General features: G+C 71.3%; 14 protein-coding genes. 12 read left to right on the top strand and 2 right to left on the bottom strand.

Going from position 1 to position 23,433, the window contains the following annotated elements; all coding sequences use genetic code 11:
- Window positions 1-25: 25 nt before the first annotated feature.
- Window positions 26-964 carry an SMP-30/gluconolactonase/LRE family protein gene (locus tag ACFY1S_RS25320; protein WP_387122720.1) on the bottom strand — a complete coding sequence of 313 codons (939 nt, stop codon included), beginning with the start codon at window positions 962-964 and terminating at the stop codon, window positions 26-28.
- Window positions 965-1,159: 195 nt separating this feature from the next.
- On the opposite strand from ACFY1S_RS25320, the gene ACFY1S_RS25315 reads away from it, so the two are divergent.
- The 7 genes from ACFY1S_RS25315 to ACFY1S_RS25285 all read left to right on the top strand — a co-directional run bounded on the left by ACFY1S_RS25315 (window position 1,160) and on the right by ACFY1S_RS25285 (window position 9,728).
- Window positions 1,160-2,068: a hypothetical protein gene (locus ACFY1S_RS25315; protein WP_387122717.1), complete on the top strand. Its 909-nt coding sequence runs from the start codon at window positions 1,160-1,162 to the stop codon at window positions 2,066-2,068.
- A gap of 141 nt (window positions 2,069-2,209) precedes the next feature.
- A complete protein-coding gene (locus ACFY1S_RS25310; RefSeq protein WP_387122714.1) occupies window positions 2,210-3,238 on the top strand; it encodes an iron-siderophore ABC transporter substrate-binding protein in 1,029 nt (342 codons plus the stop codon).
- Window positions 3,235-4,278: a FecCD family ABC transporter permease gene (locus ACFY1S_RS25305; protein ID WP_387122711.1), complete on the top strand. Its 1,044-nt coding sequence runs from the start codon at window positions 3,235-3,237 to the stop codon at window positions 4,276-4,278. Before ACFY1S_RS25310 ends, ACFY1S_RS25305 begins: the two co-directional genes overlap by 4 nt.
- The gene (locus tag ACFY1S_RS25300) at window positions 4,275-5,309 is read left to right on the top strand and encodes a FecCD family ABC transporter permease (RefSeq protein ID WP_387122708.1); all 1,035 of its coding nucleotides are present in this window, start codon (window positions 4,275-4,277) and stop codon (window positions 5,307-5,309) included. The genes ACFY1S_RS25305 and ACFY1S_RS25300 overlap by 4 nt, the downstream gene beginning before the upstream one ends.
- Window positions 5,306-6,154, top strand: coding sequence for an ABC transporter ATP-binding protein (locus ACFY1S_RS25295; protein ID WP_387122705.1), 849 nt, complete (start codon window positions 5,306-5,308; stop codon window positions 6,152-6,154). The genes ACFY1S_RS25300 and ACFY1S_RS25295 overlap by 4 nt, the downstream gene beginning before the upstream one ends.
- A 5-nt stretch (window positions 6,155-6,159) precedes the next feature.
- Window positions 6,160-7,869: an ABC transporter ATP-binding protein gene (locus tag ACFY1S_RS25290; RefSeq protein WP_387122702.1), complete on the top strand. Its 1,710-nt coding sequence runs from the start codon at window positions 6,160-6,162 to the stop codon at window positions 7,867-7,869.
- A complete protein-coding gene (locus ACFY1S_RS25285) occupies window positions 7,866-9,728 on the top strand; it encodes an ABC transporter ATP-binding protein (RefSeq protein ID WP_387122699.1) in 1,863 nt (620 codons plus the stop codon). The genes ACFY1S_RS25290 and ACFY1S_RS25285 overlap by 4 nt, the downstream gene beginning before the upstream one ends.
- Here the strand turns inward: ACFY1S_RS25285 and ACFY1S_RS25280 are convergent.
- A complete protein-coding gene (locus ACFY1S_RS25280; protein ID WP_387122696.1) occupies window positions 9,697-15,156 on the bottom strand; it encodes a carboxyl transferase domain-containing protein in 5,460 nt (1,819 codons plus the stop codon). The two genes, ACFY1S_RS25285 and ACFY1S_RS25280, sit on opposite strands and share 32 nt — an antisense overlap.
- Before the next feature lie 478 nt (window positions 15,157-15,634).
- On the opposite strand from ACFY1S_RS25280, the gene ACFY1S_RS25275 reads away from it, so the two are divergent.
- The 5 genes from ACFY1S_RS25275 (at window position 15,635) to ACFY1S_RS25255 (ending at window position 23,433) form a co-directional block, all read left to right on the top strand.
- Window positions 15,635-16,453 (top strand): basic amino acid ABC transporter substrate-binding protein, encoded by an 819-nt coding sequence (locus tag ACFY1S_RS25275; RefSeq protein ID WP_364375718.1) that lies wholly within the window; start codon window positions 15,635-15,637, stop codon window positions 16,451-16,453.
- 75 nt (window positions 16,454-16,528) lie between these two features.
- Window positions 16,529-17,323, top strand: a complete 795-nt coding sequence (locus ACFY1S_RS25270) for an amino acid ABC transporter permease (protein WP_139585342.1) — start codon at window positions 16,529-16,531, stop codon at window positions 17,321-17,323.
- Between the two features lie 5 nt (window positions 17,324-17,328).
- Window positions 17,329-18,168, top strand: coding sequence for an amino acid ABC transporter ATP-binding protein (locus tag ACFY1S_RS25265; protein WP_387122693.1), 840 nt, complete (start codon window positions 17,329-17,331; stop codon window positions 18,166-18,168).
- Window positions 18,169-18,465: 297 nt separating this feature from the next.
- Window positions 18,466-19,470 (top strand): multicopper oxidase domain-containing protein, encoded by a 1,005-nt coding sequence (locus ACFY1S_RS25260; RefSeq protein ID WP_364375711.1) that lies wholly within the window; start codon window positions 18,466-18,468, stop codon window positions 19,468-19,470.
- Window positions 19,471-19,488: 18 nt separating this feature from the next.
- Entirely contained in the window at window positions 19,489-23,433 is a 3,945-nt protein-coding gene (locus ACFY1S_RS25255; RefSeq protein WP_387122688.1) for a ThuA domain-containing protein, read from the top strand.

The following is a 23,433-nucleotide window of genomic DNA, read 5'->3' as shown; positions in this document are numbered from 1 at the left end:
CTCGTCAGTGGGCGCGGCTGTCGCCTCAGCGGGCGCGGACGGCGACGACCGAGTACGGCGTGGTCGGCGTCGGGGTGGTCGAGAAGCGGCCATTGGGCAGGTAGAGCCGACCCAGTGCCGGGGCGACAGTGGTGGGCACGTCGAAGTTCGGGTCGGTGATGGTGCCGGTGACCGTTCCGGCGGTGCCGGCCCGGTTCAGCGTGACCACCGCGATCTGGTCGAGGCTGTTCTGTACGACGTACAGGGTGCGGCCGATCAGCAGCAGCCCGTCGCCGTTGGTGAAGGTGTAGCCGGGCACGTCCACGACAGTGGTGGCGCCCGTCGCCGGGTCGACCCGGAACAGCGTGCCGGTGTTCGACTGCACGACGATCAACGCTTTGCCGTCCGGCGTGCTGACGATGCCGTTGAGGTTGACGCCCGTGCCCACCTGCTCGTACGCGCCGGTCAGCGCGATGGTGGTGAACCCGTCGGCGGGCGGCAGGGCGCCACCACGGCCGAGCGGCAGCCGGTAGAGCACCGGGCGGTTGGAGTCGGTGAAGTACGCGGCGTCGCGGGTCAGCACGACGTCGTTGACGAACGTCGGGGCGGTGGCGAACTGGTAGCTCGCCAGCACCTCGCCGGTGCGGCTGTCCAGGACGCGGGCGTCGCCGGCGGTGCCGCCGGCGACGAACAGCCGACTGCGCCTGTCGACCTTCAGGCCGAGCGACGGCGTGCCGGTGGGTGCGCCGATCGTCGCGCCCCGACCGGTGCGCAGGTCGACCCGGTAGATGGCGCCGGTGGCGCGGGAGCCGAGGTACGCGTACCGGCCGGCGGTGGCGATGCCCTCGGGCTGGAACCCGTCGGGCAGCGCGATGACGGCGGGCGGGCGACCCGCGCCGTGCGCCTGCGCGGGCGCGGGCGCGGCGGTGGTCAGTAGTGCGGCGCTCAGGACGACGCCGAGGGCGGTCCGGAGGGGACGGTTCACTGTGCTCCTTCCGGGCGGGCCGGGAACGTGCCCGCCACGATCACTGGGGCCAGGACCTTCCCCACTGTACGACCGCCGCGGGGAGCCCGCCGGGGACGAACGAGTGCTCCCGCCCGGGTCGCACCGCTTCGACAGTCGTCAGTGCCCTGGTCCGGGCGCGCGATGCCTCAGCAGGTCGGTGACATGATTGCGTCCATGGCAAAGCAGCAGGACGTCGGCGGGTCCGACGGTCACAGCGGGTCAGGCACCACCGACGAGCGTGCGATCGATGGCGACGTCGACGCGCGGCTCGCCCTCGCCCAGGATCCCGCAACGCCCCAGATGACCCTTTTCGACCTGGCGTCCGACAGGTCGGCGGCGGTGCGTAAGGCCGTCGCGTCGCGGGCCGACGCTCCCGCCCAGGCTCTGCGTCCGCTGACCCGGGACCCTGACCGTGGGGTACGGGAGGCCGTGGCGAGGAACCCCTCGGCGTCGATCGCGAACCTGGTGCGTCTCGTCAAGGACGCCGACCGGTGGGTCCGCTGGGCGGTCGCCGGCAACCCGGCGTGTGACGAGTCGGTTCGTCGGGTGATGTCGGAGGCGGCGGACAAGGAGCTTCGCGGCCTCCTCGCCGAGTCGCGCGAGTTGGAGCCGGAGCTGGCGGCCAGGTTGGTCGAGGACGTCTCACCGGAGGTGCGGGAACGGCTCGCCACCCACACCCGGGACCCTGACGTGATCACCGCGCTGCTCGCCGATCGCACCGCCCGTGTCCGTAAGGGGCTCGCCCGTAATCCGCGGACCACCGCCGAGCAGCGCAGCGCGCTCGCCCAGGACCCGGTGGTCGACGTCCGTGTCGCCCTCGTCGGCGCGCTCGAGCTGGACGACGCGGATCTGGCCCGCCTGGTGGACGACCGTTCCGTGCAGGTCCGACTGGCGCTTGCCAAGTCCGAGGTCGTCCCGGCGCACGTCCGGCAGGCACTGCGGCGCGATCCCGACGAGATGGTGGCCAGCGCGGCCCGCGACGTCCGTCGGGAGTCGGCCAGGCCGTCAGCGGTACGGGCGCCGCGCATCGGTCACCGGCCGTCCGGCAGCGGCAGGCGTCGACCGGGCGGCGCCGCGCGCTGAGGAGCAGTCCCAGCCTCTGCCGGCCCGTCAACCCAGGAAGGGAAGCCCACCACCGAACACACCCCTGACCCGGTCGCGAGAACGACTCATATCGCTGTGTTAGGTTAGCCTGCCCTTACCTAAGCGATGGAGCTCAGTTCTATGCGTGCAAACCGTTTCCTGACCGGGGTCGTCGCCCTGGCCGCGACGTTGGCGCTCGCCGCCTGCGGCGGGTCCTCGACGGCCGAGGACGCCGCCGACGGCAGCCCCGCCGCCGCCTTCCCGATCACGATCACGCACGCGCTCGGCACAACCACGATCAAGGAGAAGCCGAAGCGGGTCGCGACAGTGGCATGGGCGAACCACGAGGTTCCGCTGGCCCTCGGCATCGTTCCCGTGGGCATGGCCAAGGCCAACTTCGGTGACGACGACAACGACGGCATCCTGCCCTGGGTCGCCGAGAAGCTCACATCGCTCGGCGGCACCAGGCCTGTGCTGTTCGACGAGAACGACGGCATCAACTTCGAGGCGGTCGCGGACACCCGACCCGACGTCATCCTCGCCGCGTACTCCGGGCTGACGCAGCAGGAGTACGACACCCTCAGCAAGATCGCACCGGTGGTCGCCTACCCGCAGGCGCCCTGGGCCACGGCGTGGCGCGACACGATCAAGCTGGAGAGCCAGGCCCTCGGCCTCGCGAAGGAAGGCGACGCGCTGATCGCCGACTTCGAGAAGCGGATGACCGACACCGCCGCGAAGCACCCCCAGCTGGCAGGCAGGTCGGCGATGTTCATGACGCACGTCGACCCGACCGACCTGAGCAAGATCGGCTTCTACACGACGCACGACACCCGGGCCCAGTTCTTCACCGACCTCGGCCTGAAGGTGCCGGCCAGCATCGCCACGCTCTCCGCCGGCACCGACAAGTTCAGCCTGGAGCAGAGCGCCGAGCAGATCCAGGTCTTCGACGACGTGGACGTCATCGTCGCGTACGGCGACGACAAGCTCCTCGCCGCCGCGCAGGCCGACCCCCTGCTGTCGAAGATCCCCGCGATCAAGCGCGGCTCGGTGGTCATGCTCTCCGGTGCCACCCCGCTGGGCACCGCGGCGAACCCGACCCCGCTGGCCCTCCCGTTCGTGCTGGACGACTACGTCGCGATGCTCGCCAAGGCAGCTGACCGGGTCTCATGACCGCGCTCGACTCGCGTACCGTGCCGGACGTCGCAGTGGTGCGGCGTCCGGCACGGGTACGCCTGGTGTGGTTCCTCGTGGCGACCGCGGTGCTCCTGGCGCTCATGGTGGCGTCGGTCGCCCTCGGATCCCGCGACGTCGGGTGGTCCGACATCGTCGCCGCGTTCCAGGGTGCCGACGACACGATGGAACAGGCCGCCGTCACCAAACGGATCCCGCGGACCCTGCTCGCCGTGCTCGTCGGCGCCGCACTCGGTCTGGCCGGGGCGGTGATGCAGGGCGTGACCCGCAACCCGCTGGCCGACCCCGGCATTCTGGGCGTGAACATGGGGGCGTCGCTCGCGGTGGTCACCGGAATGGTCCTGTTCGGCCTCTCCTCGCCGACCAGCTACCTGTGGGTGGCAATCCTCGGCGCCGCCCTCGCGGCCGTCTTCGTGTACTCCGTCGGCTCACTGGGACGCGGCGGCGCGACGCCGCTCAAGCTCGCGCTCGCGGGCGCTGCCACGTCCGCCGCGCTCGCGTCGTTGATCAGCGCCTTCGTGCTGCCCCGCAACGACATCGCCGGCAACTTCCGCTCCTGGCAGATCGGCGGGGTCGGTGGCGCCACCTACGACAGCATCCGGCAGGCCCTGCCGTTCCTCGCCGTGGGTCTCGTGATCTGCCTCCTGTCCGGCCCGGCCCTGAACTCGCTCGCCCTCGGTGACGACCTCGCGGCAGGGCTGGGCGAGCGGGTCGCCGTGGTGCGCGGCGTCGCGGGTGCCGGTTCCGTGCTGCTGTGCGGTGCCGCGACGGCGGTCGCCGGACCCATCGGGTTCGTCGGCCTGGTGGTCCCGCACGTGTGCCGCCTCCTCGTCGGGCTCGACCACCGGTGGCTGCTACCGTTCTCGGCGCTCATCGGCGCGGCGCTGCTGACCGCCGCGGACGTCGTCGGCCGGGTGGTGGCACGCCCCGCGGAGATCGACGTCGGCATCGTGACGGCACTGATCGGCGCCCCCTTCTTCATCTACATCGTCCGACGGCAGAAGGTTCGCGAGCTGTGAGCACCACGACCCTTGAGGCCGTCACCAACGGCCGGGTCCGCCGGACACGCCGCCGCGGTGCCGTTCTCACCGTTCTCGCAGTCCTCGTCGTCGGGGCGTTCGCCGTCTCGTTGATGGCGGGACGCACGTTCTACCCGCCGGCCGACGTCCTGGCGGTGATCGCCGGCCAGGACGTCCCCGGAGCGTCGTTCACCGTCGGCACGCTGCGCCTGCCCCGGGCGGTCCTTGCGGTTCTGGTCGGAGCCTGCTTCGGGTTCGGCGGCGTCACCTTCCAGACGATGCTCCGCAATCCGCTCGCCAGCCCCGACATGATCGGCATCAGCTCCGGCGCGAGCGCCGCGGCGGCCTTCGCGATCGTGACGCTGCAGCTCGGAGGGGCGGGGGTGTCCGCCTTCGCGATCGTCGCCGGGCTGGCGGTGGCGGTCGTCATCTACCTGCTGTCGTTCTCCGACGGCGTCGCCGGTACGCGCCTCGTGCTGATCGGCATCGGCATGGCGGCCATGCTCGACAGCCTCACCGCGTACGTGCTCACCCAGGCCGCCGAGTGGGACCTGCAGGAGGCGTTGCGTTGGCTGACCGGCAGCCTCAACGGCTCCACCTGGAAGCAGGTCGGTCCGGTGGCGGTCGCCGTGGCCGTCCTGGTGCCGGTGCTGCTGAGCCAGGGCCGCAACCTGTCAATGATGCGGCTCGGCGACGACACCGCGGCGGCGCTCGGGGTGCGCCTCGAACGCACCCGGATCCTCGTCATCATCGCGGCCGTGGGTCTGATCGCCTTCGCCACCGCGGCGACCGGGCCGATCGCCTTCGTGGCCTTCCTGTCCGGGCCCATCGCCGCCCGGCTCGTCGGCCCGTCCGGCTCACTGCTGCTGCCGTCCGCGCTTGTCGGCGCGCTCCTGGTGCTGACCGCGGACTTCGTCGGCCAGTTCGCCTTCGACACGCGCTACCCAGTGGGTGTCGTCACAGGCGTGCTCGGTGCCCCCTACCTCATCTACCTGCTCATCCGGACGAACCGCGCGGGAGGCTCGCTGTGACCACCACCCATACGCTCGCGGTCGAGGGTCTGACCCTCGGCTACCGGGACCGGGTCGTCATCTCCTCGCTCGACCTGGGCGTGCCACCCGGGAAGATCACGGCGATCGTCGGGGCGAACGCGTGCGGCAAGTCCACACTGCTGCGGTCGATGTCGCGCCTCCTCGCACCCCGTACCGGTCACGTCCTGCTCGACGGCAAACAGGTGCACCGGCTGCCGGCCAAGCAACTGGCCCGTACCCTCGGTCTGCTTCCCCAGTCGCCGACCGCGCCCGAGGGGATCACCGTGGCCGACCTCGTCGGGCGCGGGCGCAACCCGCACCAGCGGATGCTCTCGCGCTGGAGCAGGGAGGACGACGCCGCGGTGGCGGCCGCCCTGGACGCGACACGGACGGCGGACCTCGCCGACCGCTCGGTCGACGAACTCTCCGGCGGCCAGCGGCAGCGGGTGTGGATCGCCATGGCTCTGGCCCAGCAGACGGACCTGCTGCTGCTCGACGAGCCGACGACCTTCCTCGACGTCAGTCACCAGGTCGAGGTCCTGGACCTGCTCACCGACCTCAACCTGACGCGCGGAACGACGATCGTCATGGTGCTGCACGACCTCAACCTCGCCGCCCGGTACGCGGACCACCTCATCGCCCTGACGGGCGGGCGGCTGCACGCCGCAGGTGAGCCGGCGCAGGTCCTGACCCAGGAATGCGTACGCGCCGTCTTCGGGCTGGACAGCAGGGTCGTCATCGATCCCACGTCGGGCAAGCCGTTGATGCTGCCGATCGGCCGCCACCACGTCGTCCCGGCCACCGACCGGCCGGACGACGCGCTCGTCCAGGTCGCCCGGTCGTGACGCCGGTGACGGCTGTCCCGGGGGTCAGCGGCGCGGCGGTGCTGCGTCGGGCGCTGCGCCGACAGCGTGGACGTGTGGTTCTCGGCATCGCACTGCTTTGCACCCACCAGGCCGCCGAGGCCCTCATTCCGGTCGCCATCGGCGTGGTCATCGACCGTGCGGTCGCCACCGGGGACGTACGCGCGCTGGCGCTCTCGCTCGGTGGTCTCGCCGTCCTGTTCACAGTCCTCGCCTTCGCCTACCGGACCGGCGCCCGGATGGCGTACGCCGCCGTGGAACACGAGGCACACGCCATCCGGGTCGAGATCGCCAGAAGCGCGCTCGACCCGCACGGGCACCGCTCGGGCATGCGCGACGGAGAGCTGCTGTCCGTCACCGCCTCCGACGCCGAGCTGTCCGCACTCGTCGTGCGGGTCGCGGGACTCACCGCGGCGGCGCTCACCGCCATCGTGGTCGCGGCCGTCGCGCTTGTCGTCGTCGACATCCCGCTCGGCCTCGGGGTGCTCATCGGCGTACCGCTGCTGGTCGTCGCCCTGCAACGGATGGCACCGTTGCTCACCCGGCGCAGCACGTCCCAACAGGAGGCCCTCGCGGCCACGACCGCGCTCGCCGTCGACCTCGTCACCGGCCTGCGTGTGCTGCGCGGCATCGGCGCCCAGGACCACGCCGCCCGCCGGTACGCCGGCGCCAGCCGACATGCCCTCGACGTCACCCTGCGCGCCGCCACCACCAAGGGCCTGCACCTCGGGCTCACCACGATGGTCAACGGCCTCTTCCTCGCGACTGTCGCCGGCGTGGCGGGCTGGCTCGCGCTACAGGGCCGACTCACCGTCGGTGAACTCGTCGCCGTCGTCGGGCTGGCCCAGTTCATCGCCGAGCCCGTGCAGACGCTCGGGTACTGCGTCCAGCTGTTCGCCATGGCCCGCGCCTCCGCGGGTCGGGTCGCCCGGGTCGTCGGCGCCGCACCCGTCGACCGTCCCGGCAGCGCGGACCCTCCCGCACCGGCGACGTCCCGCGTCGCCCTCGACTCGGTCCGTTACGCAGGTCTCGACGACGTCAGCCTGCGCGTCGGCGCCGGTGAGATCCTGGGCGTGCTCGCCTACGACCCGAGCGACGCCGAGGCGCTTGTCAGGCTGCTGGCGGGACGGGTCCCACGCCAGGACTACCGGGGAACGCTGCACGTCGACGGCGTACCCGCCGACGAGCTGCACATCGACGCCGTACGCGCCACCGTCCTGGTCGAGCAGCACGACGTGGCACTGTTCGAAGGGACCCTGCGGGACAATCTCAGCGCCGGCGCCAACCTCGACGACTCGGTCCTGCGCGCCGCCGTCCGCGCGGCCGCGGCCCAGGACGTGCTCGCCGCGCACCCGCACGGATTCGACCGCGTCCTCACCGAGCGGGGGGCGAACCTGTCCGGTGGGCAGCGGCAGCGCATCGGGCTGGCCAGGGCACTCGTCGCCGACCCGCCGGTGCTGGTGCTGCACAACCCCACCACTGCTGTCGACGCGGTGACCGAGGGGCTGCTCGCCGAGGGTCTGGCCTCCGCTCGCGGCGCGGGCGACCGTGGCACGGTGCTCATCACCACGAGCCCGGCCCTGCTGCGGGTCACCCACCGGGTGGCCGTGCTCGACGGTGGGCGGGTCGTCGCCGAGGGCACACACGAGCGGCTGCTCGCCAGCGACGCCCGCTACCGGGAGGAGATCCTGCGATGACCGATCAGTCCACAGTGAACGGTGTCGAGTCCCGGCAACTGCTGCCGACGGCCACCGGCCGGCAGACGTGGGGGGCCCTGCGTACCGAGCTGGCGCGCCTTCCGGGGCTCAGCCTCCTCGCCGGCATGTTGCTTGTCGCCGCGGCCGCGACCGGGCTCGTGGCACCGTGGGTGCTCGGCCGCCTCGTCGACGACGTCATCGCCGGGTCCGACACGCGACAGGTCGTCGCCTGGGCGGGCGTGATCGCGGGTGCCGCGGTGCTCGCCGGACTCCTCACGGCGGCCGGAGCGGCGGTCGCCGCACGACTGGGCGAGACAGTGCTGGCCCGGCTCCGGGAGCGGGTCCTCGACCGTGCCCTGCACCTGCCGTCGGCCACCCTGGAGCGAGCCGGGACCGGGGACCTGGTGGCACGGGCCGGCGACGACGTGGCAGTGGTGACGAATGTGATCGCCACCAGTGGTCCCGCCTTCCTCGGCGCGCTGCTGACGATCGTGTTGACCGGGGCGGGGCTCTTCGCCCTCGACTGGCGACTCGGCATCGCCGGGCTGGTCGCCGTGCCGGCGTACGCGCTGGCGCTGCGCTGGTACCTCAAGCGGTCGGTCTCCTACTACGCGCGCGAGCGCGTGGCGACGGGCGAGCGTACGCAGGCGACCGCCGAGGCGCTGCGCGGCTCGGCGACCGTTCGCGCGTACCGGATGGAGGACGCCCACGTCACCCGCATCGCGGATCGCTCGGCTGTCGCCCGCGACCTGTCGCTGGAGATCTTCGGCATGTTCACGCGGTTCGGGTTGCGCATCAACAGGTCCGAGTTCGTGGGGCTCGCCGCCGTGCTGCTCGCCGGCTTCCTACTGGTACGCGACGACCTCGTCACAGTGGGAGCGGCCACCACCGCCGCGCTCTACTTCCACCGCCTCTTCAACCCCATCGGCCTGCTGCTGTTCGAATCGGACTCCGTGCTGCAGGCCGGAGCGAGCCTGGCCCGGCTCGTCGGCGTCACCACACTGCCCGACACCACCGCGTCCCCGGCCAGCCCCGAACCCGCCCGACAGCACCGGCCCGAACCAGCGGCGCTGGAGGTGACTGTCGCGCGGCACCGCTACGACGACGGGCCCGTCGTCCTGCGGGACATCACCCTGCGTCTCGCACCAGGGGAGCGGGTGGCGCTCGTCGGCGCGAGCGGAGCGGGCAAGAGCACGCTCGCCGGCATCATCTCCGGCATCATCACGCCCAGCCACGGTTCGGTGCGCCTGCGCGGCGTGCCGCTGGCGCACCTCGGCGAGCACCGCCTCCGTCGCGAGATCGCCCTGATCAGCCAGGAGGTGCACGTCTTCGCCGGCCCGCTCGCCGACGACCTGCGCCTGGCCAACCCGGACGCCACCGACGCCGAGCTGACCGCCGCCCTCGACCTCGTCGGCGCCACCGACTGGCTGCGTACCCTCCCGGACGGCCTGGCCACGGCCGTGGGGGAGGGGGGCCGACAGCTCACCTCGGCACAGGCCCAGCAGCTCGCGCTGGCCCGCCTCGTCCTCGCCGACCCCGCCGTCGCGGTCCTCGACGAGGCCACCGCGGAGGCGGGCAGCGCGGGCGCGCGCGACCTCGACCGCGCCGCCGTGGCGGCCACCGAGGGCCGGACCACACTTGTCGTCGCCCACCGCCTCAGCCAGGCGGCCACCGCGGACCGCATCGTCGTCCTGGACCACGGGCGCATCGCCGAGCAGGGTACGCACACCGAGCTGCTGGAGGCCGGCGGCGGGTACAGCCGGCTGTGGCGTTCCTGGAGCATGCCCGACCTCGTGGCCCCGACCGGACGCGGAAGCGCCGAGCCCGTTACCGCAGACGCGTCTCGATGGCCTCGATGATGCGCGGACGCAGTTCGGCGGCGCGGATGACGGCGTCCACCGAGCCGACCTCGACGGCCCGCTGGATGTTGTGCACCCGGTCGAACTCCGTGGCCACCTCGCCGAGTTTCTCCGCGCGCACCGACGAGCGCAGCTCGTCGAGTTCGGCCGTCAACGCGGCGCGTTCGGTGCCGGACGTGGCGGCGACGCGCGCCTCCAGGCCACGTACCCGGGGGTCGGCAGCGGTACGGGCGTTGACGTCGGCGGAGAACACCACGGCGGCGGCGGGGGCGCCGCCGAGCACTGAGGCGAACGAGCCCTCCAGCGCCAGCACCGTCATGTTCGGGTTCAGCGCCTTGGAGAACACCACGAAGGCTCCGCCGTGGTAGCGCGAGATCACGCAGAAGACGATGGGCCCGCGGAAGTTCACGATCGCCCGGCCGATCTCGGCGCCGTACTCCAGTTGGAGCTTGCGCATCGACTCCGGTGAGCCGTCGAAGCCGGACAGGTTCGCCAGCACGACCAGGGGCCGGTTGCCGCTCGCCGCGTTGATGGCCCGCGCGGCCTTCTTCGACGACCGGGGGAACAGCGTGCCGGCCGTGTAGGTGTCCGGGCCGTCGGTGGGCGGGAAGCCGTGCCGGGGCACCGAGCGGGACTCGATGCCGAGCAGGCAGACCGGGATGCCACCGAGGTGGACGTCCTGCACGACGGCGGTGTCCGCGTCGGCCATGCCCGCCCAGCGTTCCAGCACCGGGTGGTCCTGGTCGGCGAGGGCGCGCATCACCGTACGGATGTCGAACGGCTTCTTGCGGTCCGGGTTGGCCTCGGCGGAGAAGATCTCGCCGACGGTGGTGAAGGCGCTGCCCGCGACGTCGTGCGGGAAGGCGGAGACGTCGCGGTCGGTCGGGTCGGTGGTGGTCGCGCGCCGTGGGGCGTCCTCGCCGGGCGCGACGTACGTGTGGTCGTAGTGCGCCATCAGCACGTCCCGCGCGGCGGTGAGGTTCGGCGCCCAGTACTGCGCCTGCCCGTTCGGTCCCATCACCCGGTCGTAGCCGCCGATGCCGAAGTTGTCCTCGGCGGAGACGCCACCGGAGAAGTCGAGCGACTGCTTGCCGGTGAGGACCATCGCCGAGTCCGGTGTCATCACCAGCACGCCCTTGGTGTGCATCAGCATCGTCGCCTCGGCGTTCCAGTACGGCTGCGCGCCGACGTTGATGCCCGCGACCACGATGTTGATCTCACCGCCGGCCTGGGTGAACTCGACGATCCGCTTGAGGGCGGCGGCCACCCAGTCCATGTTCTCCGTGCCGGAGGTCATCGAGATCCGGGCGCCTGCGGACAGTGCCCACCACTCCAGCGGCACCTGCATCCGCTCGGCGAGGTCCAGGGCGGCGATGACCCGCCGGCACTCCGGCTCCGACAGGGCGCCCAGTGACTTCGTCGGGTCGCCGAGCAGCACCACCCGGGTGACGCCCTGCGGGTACCGCTCGGTCGGGGTGGTCACGACGCCGGCGACGATCGCGGCGCGGTTGCGCCCCCTGGGCCGGTCCACCGGCACCAGCACGTGCGCGTCGTCGAGGTCGTGCTCGACGAAGTCGCCGAGCCGGCCGGTCAGCTCGTACGGGTACACCGTGTTGCGGCTGCTCGCGCGCAGCACCTTCAGCCGGTACTCGTCCAGTGGCTCGACCGGCTCCACAGGCGGTTCACCGACGGCCAGCTCCGCGCCGCCGGCGGCGTCGAAGGAGATCCGTACGGCGATCTTGGCCAGTTCGCCGGTCCGGCGGTCACGCTGGCGGGCGATGAACAGGATCTCCTCCAGCCCGGCGCCCACTGTCGTCGGGCGCACCCGCCCGGCGATCATCTCCATCTCCTCGCGGGTCAGCTCGCTGGGCGGCCAGACGTAGACCACGATCCGGTTGGTGTTGAACCGGGTCTTCGACGGCCGGCGGGACTGGGCGCGGCGGATCGAGTCGAGGCAGGCCGCGATGGCGTCCTCGGTCGTCGGCAGCGCCACCAGGCGGCCGTCCTGCTCGCGCAGCTCGGTCAGGTCCCGTACCTGGGCGAACGCGACGAGGCGCTCGTCGGCCGGGTTCTCCCGCGCCACGCACTGGAAGAGGTAGACCTCCTCGTCCGACGACGGCAGCCGGGTCAGGTCGAACTTGTGCAGCCGCTCCAGCTGCATCCGCTCGGCGATGTACGGGTGCAGGCCACGGATCAGCCGGTCCTCGGCCAGGGTGGCGCCGGACGGACGGAACGTGAAGTGGTGGTGCATGACGGCACCGCCGCGACCCGCGACGGTGGCGGTGAGCCGGCGGACCTGCGGGGGCAGCGGGTGCGCGGTGATGACGGCGAGCAGCGCGGCGGCCATCGTGTCGAAGTCCTCCGGCTGGTTCTCCCAGCCGAGGTAGATGTCGGCGTCGACGGACTCCTCGCCGGTGGCCAGGTCGGCGAGCCCGCGCAGGGCCCGGTCCAACGCGTCGAAGCTCACCGCGGCGGAGACCACACTGGAGTCGGCGCGCTCGGCGACCACGAACGAGCAGTCCGCGACCGTGCGGGTGCGGACGCTGGTGAGCGCCTTGTTGCCGTAGTACCGGCGGGTGAGCACCTCGAGCATGACCGTGTTGTCGAGGTGGTCGCGGACGAGGCGCTGGCCGAGCAGCCGGACCAACGGTTCGGTGCTGCGGACCATCGCGGCGACGCGCTCGGCGCGGTCGGGCGAGTCCGGCTGGGCGTCCAGGTGCCGCAGGTGTCCACGGACCTCGGCGTAGACGCGGGCGCGGTTGCGGCGCAGCAGCGGCTGGGCGAACCAGGCGAACACCACACCGCGGGCGAGGTCGGCGACGACAGGGAAGCGCACCTGCGTGGCGGCGATCAGCCGTTCCAGGGCGAGGCCGGCCGGCTCGCGCAGCGTCTCGTCCGGCGGGGTCTCCCGCAGCCAGGCGCGCAGCAGCGCCGCGACGACAGCGGCGTCGGCGGACGCGCGCTGCTGGGCCAGGAAGATCCGGAACACGGCGGCTTCGAGGTCGGGGCTGCGGTCGAGGTCGGTGACACCGTAGTGGCCGAGCGCCTTGCCGAGCCGGGCCTGGAAGGCGTCCGGCAGGCCGGCGCGTTCGACGTCGAGGCTCTGCAGGTAGGTGTGGAAGTACTCGCGGGCGCTGTGCACGTGCGCGCCGCCGTCTTCGCCGGTGGGCCGGTTGCGGCTCAGTTCGGCCAGGTCGGCGAACACGGTGAGCAGGTCGAGTTCGGCGGTCAGCGGTCGGTGGCCGTCCTCGATGGCCGCACGGCGGTCGGTGAGGTAGTCGTCGAGCACCCGGCGGTCGTCGTGCGGGTCGACGTCGAAGCCGAGCAGCAGGCCGCGCAGGTCCTCCTGGCCGCGCCGGCTGCGCTCGGACGCCGAGAACCGCTCGGCGGAGGTGGGCAGGTCCAGTTCGACCGACGGGGTGGCTGTGGTGTCCGCGGTGGCGTCGCCGTCGTCGGCGAGGGGCTCCAGTCGCAGTAGCGGAGCGCCCGCCTCCACCTGGCTGCCCACGGAGACGGCGCACTCCTTGAGTCGCGCCCTGAACGGCGCCCGCAGCACCGTCTCCATCTTCATGGCCTCCAGCACCAGCACCGGCGCGCCCGCCTCGACCTCGTCGCCGATCTCCAGGGGCGTGGCGACGACGAGCGCGGGCATGGGGGAGCGCAGGACGCCTCCCTCGTCGCGGCTGACCCGGTGGGTGACGCCGTCCACCTCGACCAGGTGCGTCGGCCCGTGCGTGCCGGTGAGCAGGCGGTACCGGATGCCGTTGACGACGATCTGGCCGGTGTGCCTGTCGAAGCGGTCGAGTTCGACGTCCGCGGTGCGCACCACGCCACCGGATTCGATGCCCACCCGGAAGCGGTGCGCGCCGACCCGCGCCACCCGGGTGCGGTAGTTGACGCCGCGCAGCTTGAGGTCAAGCGGTCGACCGCTGGCGTGCTGCACCTGCGGGCGCCCACCGGACGCCGTCGACAGCAGCCGCTGGCGCTCGACGCGCTCCTCCTCCTCGTACGACTCGATGGCGGCGGCGGCCAGGGCGACCGCGCTGTGCCGGTGCGCGACGAGTCGACCCTCGCCTCGGACCCGGTCGATCCAGCCGGTGTCCGCGCTGGCGTCGATCACCTCGGGCTGGTCGAGCAGGTCGAGCACGAAGCTCTTGTTCGTGGCCCCACCGTCGATGATCACGGTGGTGTTCGCCATGGCCCGCCGCAGCCTGCCCAGCGCCTCGTCGCGGTCGCGTCCGTACGCGATGATCTTCGCGATCATGGAGTCGAAGTCGGCGGGGATGGTGTCGCCCTCGCTGACGCCGGTGTCCACCCGGATGCCGGGGCCGCTGGGCAGGTCGAGCCGGGCGATGCGGCCGGGGGACGGCGCGAAGTCGCGGTCGGGGTCCTCGGCGTTGAGCCGAGCCTCGATGGCGTGGCCGCGTTCGGCCGGGGGCGCACCGTCCAGGCGCCCGCCGGAGGCCACGTGCAGTTGCGCCTTGACCAGGTCGAAGCCGGTGGTCAGCTCGGTGATCGGGTGCTCGACCTGCAGGCGGGTGTTGACCTCCAGGAACGCGAACAGCCGGTCGCCCGGGTGGTACAGGAACTCGACGGTGGCCGCTCCCCGGTAGCCGACCGCCACGGCGAGCCGCTCGGCCGACGCCTTCAGCTCGGCCGCCTGCGACCGGTCCAGCACCGGGGACGACGACTCCTCGATGACCTTCTGGTTGCGGCGCTGCACCGAGCAGTCCCGGACGCCGAGCGCCCACGCGGTGCCCTGCCCGTCGGCGATCACCTGGACCTCGACGTGCCGCGCGCCGGTGACCAGCCGCTCCAGGAAGACGATGCCACTGCCGAAGGCCCGTGCCGCCTCCTGGCTGGTGCGCTCGTATGCCTCGGCGAGGTCGGCCTCGCTGGTGATCACGCGGATGCCGCGCCCGCCGCCGCCCGCGGTGGCCTTGAGCATCAGCGGGTAGCCGATCTCGGCCGCCGCGGCCCGCGCCGCGTCGAGCGTCTCGACCGCGCCGCGACTCCACGGCGCGACAGGCACGCCCACCTTCTCGGCGATGAGCTTCGAGCCGATCTTGTCGCCGAGTTGGCGCATCGCCTCCGGGCTCGGCCCGACGAAGGTGACGCCGATCTTCTCGCACAGCTCGGCGAACGCCGGGTCCTCGGCGACGAAGCCCCAGCCGACCCACGCGGCGTCGGCCCCGGTCTCGACCAGGGCGCGCTCCAGCGTGGCGAGATTCAGGTACGGGCGGGCGGACGCCGGACCGAGGTCGTAGGCGATGTCCGCCTCACGGACGAAGGTGGCGGTGCGGTCGACGTCGGTGTAGAGGGCGACGGTTTCCAGCGGGACGCCGGTCTCCGCAGCCAGCTCGCGGACCGCGTGGATGAGCCGCATGGCGGCCTCACCTCGGTTGACGATGGCGATACGGTTGAACACCCGACTGACCCCTTTGGTAGACCATGGCCTGCGCGCCGCGAGTGGACGACTCCCGGCAGTGATCACTTTTCCGGCTGGGGGCGGGCGGCGCCATGACGCAATCACCGAACCAACCGGCCCTCAGTTGTAGGAACTCCACAAATCTTTTGGTCCCCGTCCGACATAGGGCGACTGTGGCACGTCGTGTGGCGGGGCTGCTACTCCGAGCGAGCGGCGCTGCGCATCCGCCACGCGTCGGTGACCAGCTCGGTCAGGCGCTCCACGTCCACCCGCTCGAGCCGCAGCAGGACCAGGGGCAGCCCGTCGCGGGAGCCGCCCGATTGCGGGCGGAGTGTCGGGTTCCGCGCCTCCGCGGAGGTCGGCCACCTGCCGCGATCTGGGTGCTGCCCGTGTGATCGGGTACCGTCGCCTGTCACACAGTCTTCGCACCAACCTGGCTGCCCCGTCACAGGGGGAGCCGCACCGGAGGGACACAGCCGTGAGGTTCTCAAGCGCAGCCCGCCAGGCCGGGCTCCTCGTGACGATCGCCGCGCTGGCGGTGACCGCGGGATGCGCCAAGAAGGATGACAGCGAGGTCCAGGCGAACGGCGTCAAGCTCGTCCAGGCGGGCAAGCTGACGGTCTGCACCCACCTGCCGTACCCGCCGTTCCAGTCCAAGGACGCCAGCGGCAAGGTGACGGGCTTCGACGTCGACCTGATGGACCTGGTGGCCAAGGAGCTGGGCGTCGAGCAGACGATCATCGACACCCCGTTCGAGGGGATCAAGTCCGGCCAGGACCTCAACACCGGCAAGTGCGACGCCGCCGCCGCCGGCATGACGATCACCGAGGAACGGCAGAAGGTGATGAACTTCTCCGACCCGTACTTCGACGCGACCCAGGCGATGCTCGTCAAGACCGGCAAGGCGTACAAGTCGCTCGACGACCTGCGGGGCAAGAAGCTCGGCGTCCAGGCGGCGACCACCGGCCGCGACTACGCCAAGAAGTACGAGAAGGAGAAGGGCCTGCAGCTGGTCGAGTTCGAGGACCTCGCCGCCCTTCAGCAGGCCGTCGCCAACGGCCAGGTCGAGGCGGCCATCAACGACCTGCCGGTCTGGACCGAGTACCTCAAGAACAACCCGGGTGGGTTCGAGGTGGCCGCCGAGTTCGACACCGGTGAGCAGTACGGCTTCTCGGTGAAGAAGGACGGCAACCCGGAGCTGCTCAAGAAGATCAACGAGACGCTGACCAAGGCCAAGCAGGACGGCTCGTACGACACGATCTACGAGAAGTGGATCGGCAAGCGGCCGAGCGCCTGATCGACGCTCCACCGGGCAGGGCGCGCCCCGGCGCCCTGCCCGTCGGCACCCCCTCTGGGAAGGCAACGACCGAACGTGAAGCTGCGACGCCGTCAGCGGGAACGACTGTCCCTCGGTATCCAGTACCTGGTGTTCATCGCCGTCATCGCCGCGGTGCTCTTCGCCGCGGACTGGGACAGGCTGGCCGACGCCTTCTTCCGCGTCGACATCATCAAGTCGATGTTCCCGACGATCATCACGGTCGCGCTGCGCAACACCATCCTCTACACGCTTGGCGCGTTCGCCTTCGGCCTGGTGTTCGGCACCATCCTGGCGCTCATGCGGCTGTCCCGGGTGGCGCCGTACCGCTGGGTGGCGACGGCGTACATCGAGCTGTTCCGGGGTCTGCCCGCGCTGCTGGTGCTCTTCCTCGTCGGGTACGGCATCCCGATCGCCTTCCCGGAGCGCCAGATCCCCGGCGGCGTGTTCGGTTCCATCGCGATCGGCCTCGGGTTGACCGCGGCGGCGTACATGGCCGAGACCATCCGAGCCGGCATCCAGGCCGTCCCCAAGGGGCAGATGGAGGCGGCGCGCACCCTCGGCATGTCGCACTTCACGGCCATGCGCACGATCGTCATCCCGCAGGCGTTCCGGATCGTGATCCCGCCGCTGACGAACGAGTTGATCCTGCTCACCAAGGACTCGTCGCTGGCCTACGTGCTGGGTGTGACGGCGCAGACCATCGAGATCACCAAGTTCGGCCGGGACATGCTCAACGACCGGGTGAACGCGACCCCGCTGCTGGTGGCCGGCCTCGCCTACCTGGTGATCACCCTGCCGCTGTCCCAGGTGGTACGACGCCTCGAACTCCGCTACGCCAAGGCCCGGTGACCCGCATGACGACCACGCCATCCCGTCCCGCCGTCGAGATCCGCGACCTGCACAAGTCCTTCGGGCCGCTCGAGGTGCTCCGGGGCATCGACTTCGAGGTCGCCGAGGGTGAGGTGGTCTGCGTCGTCGGGCCGTCCGGCTCCGGGAAGTCGACGTTGCTGCGCTGCGTGGACCTGCTCGAGGAGCCGACCGCCGGCCGGATCTGGGTGAACGGCGTCGAGATGACCGACCCGGACGTCGAGGTCGACGCCGTGCGTCGCGGCATCGGCATGGTCTTCCAGTCGTTCAACCTGTTTCCGCATCTGACCGTGCTGAACAACCTCACCGTCGCGCAGCGCAAGGTGCTGCGGCGCGGCCGGGCGGAGGCCGAGCGGATCGCGCGGGCCAACCTGGAGCGCGTCGGGCTGAGCGACAAGGCCGACGCGTTCCCGGCGCAGCTCTCCGGCGGGCAGCAGCAGCGGGCGGCGATCGCCCGGTCGCTGTCGATGGAGCCGAAGCTGATGCTCTTCGACGAGCCGACCTCCGCGCTCGACCCGGAACTCGTGGGCGACGTGCTCACCGTCATGCGCAAGCTGGCCGAGGACGGCATGACGATGATGGTGGTCACCCACGAGATGGCGTTCGCCCGCGACGTGGCCGACCGGGTCGTCTTCATGGACGGTGGCGTGGTCGTCGAGCAGGGGCCGCCGCAGGAGGTGCTCGGCGCGCCGAAGCACGAACGGACCCGTGCGTTCCTCTCCCGGGTCCTCGACCCGACCCGTGTCGCGCAGCTCGGCCAGCCCGACCAGGCTCCCGAGCCGCCGTCGGCCTCCGGCCTGCCGGCCGACGACCGCCACCGCATCTGACCCACGCTCTCCACAGCCCGCCGGCAGGTTGCCGGCGGGCCGTTGGTGCGTGCGGTGGCGCCGCACCGGCAGGTTCATGCTCGATCGAAGCATGTCGTGATGTCAAGGTAATCTTTTTGCAATCAGACCTGTACTTTCGTCGATGGATTACATAAGTTGCTGTCATCCACCGAAAGTTCTGAGTCTTCCGAGCAAAGCCCGCGACGAGCCTCACCCTCAGTCGTGCCTGACCCCGTGCTCGGCGGTCGATGCACCCTGTCCTTCGTCGCGTCTTCGCCCGGTCGGGAACGGAGACCCATGGACGATCACGCCGTTGGCTCCCACCGCCACCTGTCCCGTCGATCCCTGATCGCCACCGGGGCGCTCGCCGCCGGAGCGTTGGGCGCGTCAGCTCCCACGCTCGGCACCGCGTTCGGAGGCAGCCCTGCCCGGGCCGCCGCCGGCGTAACCAGGAAGGTCACCCTCTACGCCGAGCAGCTGCCAGGAGGGCTGTTCGGGTACGGCCTCGCACCCGGCCGGGCCACCGTGCCGGGGCCGGTCCTGGAGATGTACGAGGGCGACACATTGGAGATCACGCTGGTGAACACCACGAACCAGCGGCTGTCCATCCACCCGCACGGGGTGGACTACAGCACCGACTCGGACGGCAGCCCGTTCAACGCCTCGTTCAACAATCCCGGTGAGACGCGGACGTACGTCTGGCGCTCGCACGAGATGGTGGCCTCGGCGGGCCGGCGGTACATGCCGGGCAGCGCCGGCTACTGGCACTACCACGACCACGCCATGGGCACCGACCATGGCACCGGCGGTGTCGCAAAGGGACTGTACGGGGCGCTCGTCGTCCGGCGGCGCGGCGACATCCTGCCGTCGAAGCAGTTCACTGTCGTGTTCAACGACATGATGATCAACAACTTGATGGCACCGGACACCCCGATGTTCGAGGCGAACCTCGGCGAACGGGTGGAGTGGATCGCCATCGGGCACGGCGGCACCTTCCACACCTTCCACCTGCATGCGCACCGCTGGGCGGACAACCGCACCGGCATGCTGGAAGGTCCGGCCGACCCGAGCCTCGTGATCGACAACAAGGACCTCAACCCGGGCAGCTCGTTCGGGTTCCAGGTGCTGGCCGGCGAGAACGTCGGTCCCGGCGCCTGGATGTACCACTGCCACGTGCAGTTCCACTCCGACGGCGGCATGGCCGGGATCTTCCTGGTGCGCAACGCCGACGGCAGCATGCCGCCCGGAGCCGAGGAGGCGATCCACCGGTTCCAGGGCCACACCCACACGCACGGAAGCTGACCGAAAGTGGGGACGGGGATGACCAGAGATCTACGACGAGCCCTCGCCGCGGTAGCGGCAATCGCGACACTGATCCCAGCAACGGCGACGGCGTCGGCCGCGGCCGCGCCGCGAACCGCGGCGCCGGCGGCGGCGACACCGGAGACGAAGACAGCGGTCCTCGTGTTCCACGGCCCGGTGGCCGAGCAGCAGGACCCGGTTTCGCGCGCCGTGGACACCATCCGACAGCTTGCTGTCAGTAATGACATCGATGTCACGGCCACCACGGACCCGGGCGTGTTCACCACGGCGGGGCTGTCCGCGTACCGCAGCGTGGTCTTTCTCTCCGCGACGGGCGCCGCGCTCAACCGCGACCAGGAGTCGGCGCTACAGAGCTACATGAAGGCAGGCGGCGGCTTCGTCGGTATCGCCGACGCCGCCCGCGCGCAGGTCGACTCCACCTGGTTCACCGGCCTGATCGGCACCCGCCCCGCCGGCGCCATCCCAGTGGCCGAGCCGGTGGCCCGGGTGACCGCCAGCGGCGAGAACGCGCCGAACGAGACGAAGGAGAAGCTGACCGACGGCGACGCCAACACCAAGTGGCTGGTCCGCACCCCGACCGCCTGGGTGGCGTACGAGCTGGCCGCGCCCAAGCGGATCACCGGGTACGCGCTGACGTCGGCCAACGACTCCGCCGGCCGCGACCCGAAGGACTGGACCCTGCAGGGCTCCACCGATGGGCAGACCTGGTCCGATCTGGACCGACGCACCGGCCAGAGCTTCCCGGACCGGTTCCAGACCCGCCGGTTCGACATCGCCACGCCACAGGAGTTCACCCGTTACCGGCTCACCATCACGGCGAACAGCGGCGAGCCGCTGACCCAGCTCGCCGACCTACGCCTGTTCACCGGCAGCACCACGGCACCGCCGCCGCCCGCCGTGAACCGCTCGGTGGTCGACATCCTGGACCGCAAGCACCCGGCCACGGCGTCGCTGCCGCTGACCGTCACCCGGTCGGACCGCTGGGAGAACTGGGATCCCAACCCGATCGGCACCGTGCACACCCTCGCGCAGGTGCAGGAGCGGCATTACGACCCGGGTCCGGCCGCCAACGGTCCCTTCCACCCGGTGTCCTGGTGCCGGGACTACGACGGGGGCAGGTCGTTCTACACGGGAATGGGTCACACCGAGGGCAGTTACGGCGAGGAGGCGTTCCGCGCGCACCTGACCGGTGCCCTCAACTGGACCACCGGGCGGGTACGCGGCGACTGTCAGGCGACGATCGCCGCGAACTACAAGGTGGAGCGGCTCACCGCGGCCAACCAGACCGGTCAGCTCGACCAGATCGGTGAGCCGCACGGGCTGACCATCGCCCCGGACGGCACGGTGTTCTACGTCGGCAAGGCGGCCTGCCCGAGCGGCCCGGTCGCGGACTGGACCAACCCGAACGTCGGCCTGGGCTGCGGCACCATCCACTCCTGGGACCCGCGGAGCGAGCAGGTCAAACTCCTCACGACGCTGAAGGTGATGGGCAACCGGGGCAGCGGCTCGGAGTTGGTGAAGAACGAGGAGGGCCTGCTGGGCATCGTGCCCGACCCGGCGTTCGCCGACAACGGCTGGCTCTACGTCTACTGGATGCCGCACGAGTCGATCGACCGGGTGAAGCGGATCGGCCAGCGCACGATCTCCCGGTTCACCTACGACCGCCAGGCGCAGAGCATCGACCAGGCGACCCGCAAGGACCTGCTCCAGTTCCCGGTGCAGATCCACAGCTGCTGCCACGCCGGTGGCGGCATGGCGTTCGACGACAGGGGCAACCTCTACGTCGGCTCCGGCGACAACAACTCCTCCGAGGGGTCGCAGGGCTACTCCGGCAACAACTGGACCGAGGAGTACCAGGGGATCTCGTTCCAGGACGCCCGGCGCACCTCGGGCAACACCAACGACCTCGCCGGCAAGATCATCCGAATCCACCCGGAGCCGGACGGCACCTACACCATCCCGCAGGGCAACCTGTTCCCACCGGGGACCGAGAAGACCCGACCGGAGATCTACGTGATGGGCGTGCGCAACATCGCCCGCCTCCAGTTCGACCCGGTGCGCAAGTGGCTGACCGCCGGCTGGGTCGGCCCGGACGCGTCGACGCCCAGCCCCACCCTGGGCCCGGCCAAGTACGAGACCGCCACCATCATCACCTCGGCCGGTAACCAGGGCTGGCCCTACTGCATGGGCAACAGGCAGCCGTACCGCGACCGCAGCGACACCGACGCCACGGTGCTGACCGGCTGGTACGACTGCGACAACCTGAAGAACACCTCGCCGCGCAACACCGGCCTGGTGGACATCCCGGCCGCCCGGGACAACATGATCTGGTACTCGCCGAGCGGTGGCGGCCCGGTGTTCCCGAAGCGGACCGACGGCAGCGGCCTGCCGACGTACGTCGCGGCGGACGCCACCTACACCCAGCCGTACCTGCGCGGCGGCGGGCAGGCCATCATGTCCGGTCCGACCTACCACCGGGAACTCGTCGACACGACAAGCGGCGTGGCCTGGCCGGAGCACTGGGACGGCAAGTGGCTCATCGGCGACCAGTCGAACGCGGCCAACCGGGTCGCGGTCACCGTCGACCCGGCCGGCGTGCCGACCGCGGCCCCACCTGTGTACGCCGAGTCGCTGCGGGCCATCATCCCGAGCGGCAACGGCGACAACAGGTTGCAGAGCTGGATGGACGCCAAGTTCGGCCCGGACGGGGCGCTGTACCTGCTGGACTACGGAGGCGGGTTCTTCAGCCTGCACCCGAACCAGAAGCTGATCCGGATCACCTACACAGGTGGCGCTCCCACCCCGGCGCCGGCCGCGACCTCGGTGGCCGTGCAGAACAAGCCCCTGACCATCGCCTTCACCGGCTCCCGCTCCGGCGGCGTCGGCTACCGGTGGGAGTTCGGCGACGGCGCCACCTCCACCGAGGCGAACCCCCGGCACACGTACGCCCGGGTCGGGAGCTACACCGCGAAGCTGACAGTCACGTACGCCGACGGTGAGACGGCAACTGTGCGGACCACTGTCACGGTGGGCTGCGCGGTGCCCGACGCCCGGCAGAACGTGTGGCTCGGCGACACGGACACCGGGGTGCCCAGCCGCACGGTCGGGCAGGGCTGCACGGTCAACGACCTGATCGACGACGAGAGCACCTGGACCGACCACGACGCCTTCGTCAGGCACGTGAGCGCGGTGGCCCGCGCGGCGCAGGACGACGACCTGCTCACCAGCAGGGAAGCGGGCACGCTCACCCGGCTGGCCGCCGCGTCCCCGATCGGCCGGGACGGGCACACCGGCTACGAGCCGCTCTTCGACGGCACCGAGGAGTCGCTGCGCGGTTGGCAGCAGGCGCCGTCGGGCTCGTTCGCCATCCAGCCGGACGGGTCGCTGCGCTCCAGCGGCGGCCTGGGCATGCTCTGGCACACGAAGGAACTCGGCGACTTCTCGCTGAAGGTGCAGTTCCGCGACATCGCACCGGGCACCGGCCGGGCCAACACCGGCGTCTTCATCCGGTTCCCTGACCTGCGAACCCCCCTCGACCAGCGGCCGCCGGGCAGTTGCGGCACCGTCGGCTCGGCCCGTACCTCCCAGGCCTGGATGGCCATCTACTGCGGACACGAGATCCAGATCTACGACGGTGAGAGCGGCGAGCCGCAGAAGACCGGCTCGGTCTACAACTTCGACCCCGTGCCGCTTGCCCAGGCCGGCGTCACCCCGAAGGAGCAGTGGAACGACTACGAGATCCGCGCGGTCGGGCAGCACTACACGATGATCCGCAACGGTGTGGTGATCAACGAGTTCGACAACACGCCCGGCAAGCAGTCGTCCCGGGCCGGCGATCCGCCGACCGACCTGCGGCAGTTCCTGCGCGGCTTCATCGGCCTGCAGAACCACGGCGACAACGACCTGACCGAGTTCCGCAACATCCGCGTGCGGGAACTCTAG

The organism is Micromonospora sp. NPDC000663 (assembly GCF_042898105.1).
Classification (GTDB): Bacteria; Actinomycetota; Actinomycetes; order Mycobacteriales; family Micromonosporaceae; genus Micromonospora.
Note: the sequence above shows the minus strand (reverse complement) of the source record. Positions and strands in the feature narration are given on the sequence as shown.